Annotated in this window: 7 protein-coding genes; 1 reads left to right on the top strand and 6 read right to left on the bottom strand. The window is 63.8% G+C overall.

Annotated features, from left to right (window positions below; genetic code table 11):
- The 6 genes from EOA38_RS29955 to EOA38_RS29930 form a co-directional block, all read right to left on the bottom strand.
- On the bottom strand, window positions 1-425 hold a 425-nt coding region (locus tag EOA38_RS29955; protein ID WP_145966121.1), incomplete at its 3' end, for a methylenetetrahydrofolate reductase.
- Window positions 422-1,012: a methylenetetrahydrofolate reductase C-terminal domain-containing protein gene (locus EOA38_RS29950; protein ID WP_126093291.1), complete on the bottom strand. Its 591-nt coding sequence runs from the start codon at window positions 1,010-1,012 to the stop codon at window positions 422-424. The genes EOA38_RS29950 and EOA38_RS29955, both read right to left, overlap by 4 nt.
- The gene (locus EOA38_RS29945; RefSeq protein ID WP_040969819.1) at window positions 1,005-1,307 is read right to left on the bottom strand and encodes a virulence factor; all 303 of its coding nucleotides are present in this window, start codon (window positions 1,305-1,307) and stop codon (window positions 1,005-1,007) included. Before EOA38_RS29945 ends, EOA38_RS29950 begins: the two co-directional genes overlap by 8 nt.
- A 174-nt stretch (window positions 1,308-1,481) precedes the next feature.
- Complete coding sequence (locus tag EOA38_RS29940; protein ID WP_126093292.1) at window positions 1,482-1,748, bottom strand: DUF1778 domain-containing protein; 267 nt, start codon at window positions 1,746-1,748, stop codon at window positions 1,482-1,484.
- 56 nt (window positions 1,749-1,804) lie between these two features.
- On the bottom strand, window positions 1,805-2,587 hold the full coding sequence (locus tag EOA38_RS29935) for a formyl transferase (protein WP_126093293.1): 783 nt from the start codon (window positions 2,585-2,587) through the stop codon (window positions 1,805-1,807).
- 92 nt (window positions 2,588-2,679) lie between these two features.
- Window positions 2,680-3,255 carry a DUF4893 domain-containing protein gene (locus tag EOA38_RS29930; protein ID WP_126093294.1) on the bottom strand — a complete coding sequence of 192 codons (576 nt, stop codon included), beginning with the start codon at window positions 3,253-3,255 and terminating at the stop codon, window positions 2,680-2,682.
- A 121-nt stretch (window positions 3,256-3,376) separates the two neighbouring features.
- Here EOA38_RS29930 and EOA38_RS29925 point away from each other — a divergent pair.
- Window positions 3,377-4,006 (top strand): NAD(P)-dependent oxidoreductase (locus tag EOA38_RS29925; RefSeq protein ID WP_145966120.1); only part of this gene is annotated, 630 nt, incomplete at its 3' end.

Genomic DNA, 4,006 nt, shown 5'->3' with positions numbered 1-4,006 from the left:
GCGCCTGGCTGATCGCCGGCCTGGACGCCGTCGCCTGTGAGGCACAGCATGTTGGCGACGCCCATCGCAGCACCGCCCAGCACATCGCCCTGGATGGCGATGCGGTTCTTGTCGCGGCAGGCGATCTGCATGATCGGGGCATAGCCCATGCGGGTGAGCAGCGCGCAGATGCCGACCGACGACATGTGGCAGTTGGCGCCGGACGCGTCGACCGCGTTGATGGCGTCGACCCAGCCGTCGAAGATCTTGGCGCGGTTGTAGACGTCTTCGGGGTCGGCGCTGTCGGGCGGGTTGAGCTCGGTCGTCACCGCGAACTCGCCGCGGCGCAGCACGCGCTCCAGCCGGCCGCGCGAAGTGTGGCCGGGCAGGGGATCGAGCGGCAGGTGGATGCCGGCCGGGTTCTCGTCGCGCTGGCGGGCGATCATGCCGAAGCTCCGGGGTTCTGGTTCGTTTCACGAGCTGCCGCGGCCTGCGCCGTCACCCTGAGCCAGGCCGAGGTTTCGCGCAGCGACTGGTCGACCGGCTTCTGCACGTCGAGGATCTTGTCGCCGTGCACCATGTTGCGGGAGCCTTCCCAGGCCTTGACCCAGACGCAGGGCATGTCCGGCTCGACCTCGCAATTGCCATTGGCGCGCACGCCGCCGCAGGGGCCGTTGCGAAGCTGCTTCGGGCAGTTCATTGGGCACGACATGCCAGTGGAGGAGAGGACGCACTGGCCGCACATGCGGCAGTCAAACATGAAGCCCTTGACGCGCTTTTCGACGAACTTCACCGGGGCCTCGACGCGGCCATAGCCGATGCCTTTCCACAAAGGATGCAAAAGCAGGAAGACGTCGGCGAACCTGCTGTAGAACCATTCCAGCAATCGCGAGTGCCGGATCGACCACAATCTCACGGCAAAAGTTCGCTGGACCCGCCGCTGCGGCGACACGTCGGCAGGCTTGTAATCGGACTTCGGCGCTGCCTTCTTGACCAGAGTGGCCTGGGTGACCGCCGGCTGTTTCTCAGACATTTTCTTTCCCGCCAGCCTTGACCAGAGCGACCAGCCGCTCACGGTCATATTTCGCGTCGAGGTCCTGGTAAGCCTTCTCGACCTCGGCTTCGATGTCGTCGCCGACCGGAACCGGATCGGCCTTGCGCCATTCGGCCAGGTAGTCGTCTGTGCCGCCGGCGCCGGTGCGCATGGCGCACATGTCGATCGCCTCGGTGAAGCGCAGCGGCAGTTCGCGCTTGGCGTTCTGCCGGCCCTTCTTGACGATGACCTGCGCGGGGATGTCGCGCCAATAGACGACGATCAGATCGGCCATGAATTCTCAACTCCTCGATGTTTGGAGCATTGCCGCATGCGCCCTTGGGCCGCTTGTTATGGGACGACGCGCGCGCCTTCAAAAGCGACGCTGCTGGAGGTCGCAAACGAAAGGTCGCGAGCCCGGATTGGGAGACGGCGTCTCCGTCATCGATGGCAAGGGGCCGGGGAGATGTCAGTCCTGCCACACAGGCCGTGACTCAGCGAGCTTTCGCAGTTCGGGGAGATCGGTCGGTGGGGACTTTGCCCACTCCTCGAACTTTTCCCAATCGGCAGCCGGGATCGTCACAACATGCCCGCCCAGCACCTGCATTTCGGCTGCCTCAATGGCCTTGCGCCGGATGAAGTCACTGAGATTGGTGTGCGCTTGACTGGCAGCAGCTTCAAGAATCTTACGTTCGTCAGAGGTGACGAGAATATTGATAGGGGCCATGATGGACATCGGCAGAACTCACTTCCTGTAGGACGGTAACATACAGGGCGACCGATTGAACGAGCCTACCAAACGCGCTTCGTCAGGCCGGTCCAGAGATAAAACCAGATCGTGGGGTGAAACCACTGCTTCGACGGCAGGTTGGGGTCGATCGTATCGAGCTTTTCGGCCAGCGCGTCGCTGACCGCCTCGACGCAGATGTCGCGCGAGAATGCGACCTGCCGCAGCGCGTAGCTGGCGATGGTGTCGCCGTGTTTCGGCTTGCCGCGCGCCTGCTTCAGCACGCCGCCGGTGTCGACGCCGGCATCGACCAGATGCACGGTGGTGCCGAAATTCTCTTGATCGCCCCAGGCCAGCGCCCAGTAACCGCCATTCATGCCGCGATATTTCGGGGCGATGCCGGCGTGATAATTGAGGACCGGGCAGGGCATCTTCGCGAGGGTATCTTTCGACAGCAGCCTGCAGCCGGCGAGCAGCACGACGCCCGGCTTGATTTTCCCGATCGCCTCAAGGCATTCAGGCCCGTTGGCGGACGGCACATGGATGATCGTTTGGCCGGGGCGAGGCTCCGTCTCGAGCTTCTCCTCGGTGATCATGCGCGCCGCATGGCCGACGAAGAACCGCTTGCCGAGCCTGGTCAGCACCATCGTGCCAAGCTGGCCGACGGCCGAGATCCAACCCTGGCGGTGTGCGCGGCCGAGCAGCAATCGCTTTTTGGATTCGGGCGCTTCGAGGACGACGCTGACAGGGCCGACGCGATCGGCAAGCGCGTTGACGATGGCCCAGATATGCGGGCCGCCCTCGGTGACGACCACGATCGGTCGTAGACTGGATTCCGACGCTGCCATGGCAAGCACCCGTTCTGAAAACCGGGCGGATGCTATGCGGGGCGGGTTAATCCTTGGTGTGACGCGACCTCAGCCAGACATGCAGGCTCTGCTCAGCGTTTGAACTCCATGATGTCGAGCTTCGATTCGTAATAGGGCGCGGGGAATTCGATGCGCCATTCGGTGGCGCTGCTGCGGAAGGCATAGCCGACCTGGTCGCTCTCGGGGCCGCTGCCATAGGGCTTGGCCTTGTCGTCATTGACCGAGAACGAGCCGAGGTAGATGGCGCGCTTCTCGCCGTCGTCGAAGAAGCGGCCCATGGTCCGCTGCGAGCCGCTGATCTTCTGCAGCCGCCAACCCGAGCCATCGTCGGTCACCTTGCACTTGAACCAGCCATAGATGACGAGCGGGCTGATACCGCCCGCCTTGATGGTGCGGCATTTCCAGTTGCCGGTCAGGTCCTTGTCGGAGAAGGCGACCAGCGGCTTGGCGAGCAGCGCATCGAGCTGTTTGACCTCGGTCGGATTGCCGGCCTTCGCCTCCTCGAGGGCGGCCTTGCGCGTGTCGCCATATTTGTCGAGCCGCGCCTTGTCGGCGGCGGTGATCAGCTTCTGCACCTCGCCGTCGGCATAGGCCGGCAGGACGAGGCCGATGAGGCCAAGAGCGGCGAGCAGCAGGCGAGGGGTCATGAATGGGTTTCCCGAATCGGTGGCTGGAACAGCGGTTTCTCAGTCTGGCGCACAACTTATCCGTTCGCGCACCGCTGTCATCCATGCTTAACAGCAGCCGGCGGAAATGACGGTGTGATCGATGCGTGTCTTGCTCACAGGATCGTCCGGCTGGCTGGGCAGCGCGCTTGCGCCGCGCCTGCGCCGCCTTGGCCATGAGGTGATCGGTCTCGACCCCGTTCCGTCGGCAGAGACTCAGGTAGTTGGCTCGATCGCTGATCGCGATCTCGTGCTGCGGACAGTCAGCGAGAACGGCATAGAGGCCATCATCCATAGTGGTGCCCTGCACAAGCCGGACATCGAGCGCTACCAGAATACCGATTTCATCGCGACGAATGTGCAGGGCACGCTCAACCTGCTGGACGCAGCGGTGGCGTCCGGTGTCCAGCGTTTCGTTTTCACCTCCACGACTTCGCTGATGATTTCCCAGGCGATCCGCGAAGGCTTCCAGGGCGGTGCGCGCAAGGCGGCCTGGCTGACGGAAGACATGTCGCCCGAGCCTCGCAACATCTACGGCGTGAGCAAACTCTCGGCCGAGCATCTCTGCCGCCTCTACCACCTTCAGCACGGGTTGCCGGTGGTGGTGCTGCGCACGGCCCGCTTCTTTCCCGAAGCCGACGACATGGCGCATGCGATCGAGCAATCCGACGCCAACACCAAGGCGAACGAGCTGCTGTTTCGGCGGCTGACTGTGGAGGACGCGGCCGAGGCG

This window comes from Mesorhizobium sp. M1E.F.Ca.ET.041.01.1.1, from assembly GCF_003997355.1.
Lineage (GTDB): Bacteria > Pseudomonadota > Alphaproteobacteria > Rhizobiales > Rhizobiaceae > Mesorhizobium.
Note: the sequence above shows the minus strand (reverse complement) of the source record. Positions and strands in the feature narration are given on the sequence as shown.

Coding starts and splice junctions, on each gene's coding strand:
- EOA38_RS29950 (WP_126093291.1), bottom strand. CDS start 1,012: ATGTCTGAGAAACAGCCGGCGGTCACCCAGGCCACTCTGGTCAAGAAG.
- EOA38_RS29945 (WP_040969819.1), bottom strand. CDS start 1,307: ATGGCCGATCTGATCGTCGTCTATTGGCGCGACATCCCCGCGCAGGTC.
- EOA38_RS29940 (WP_126093292.1), bottom strand. CDS start 1,748: ATGTCCATCATGGCCCCTATCAATATTCTCGTCACCTCTGACGAACGT.
- EOA38_RS29935 (WP_126093293.1), bottom strand. CDS start 2,587: ATGGCAGCGTCGGAATCCAGTCTACGACCGATCGTGGTCGTCACCGAG.
- EOA38_RS29930 (WP_126093294.1), bottom strand. CDS start 3,255: ATGACCCCTCGCCTGCTGCTCGCCGCTCTTGGCCTCATCGGCCTCGTC.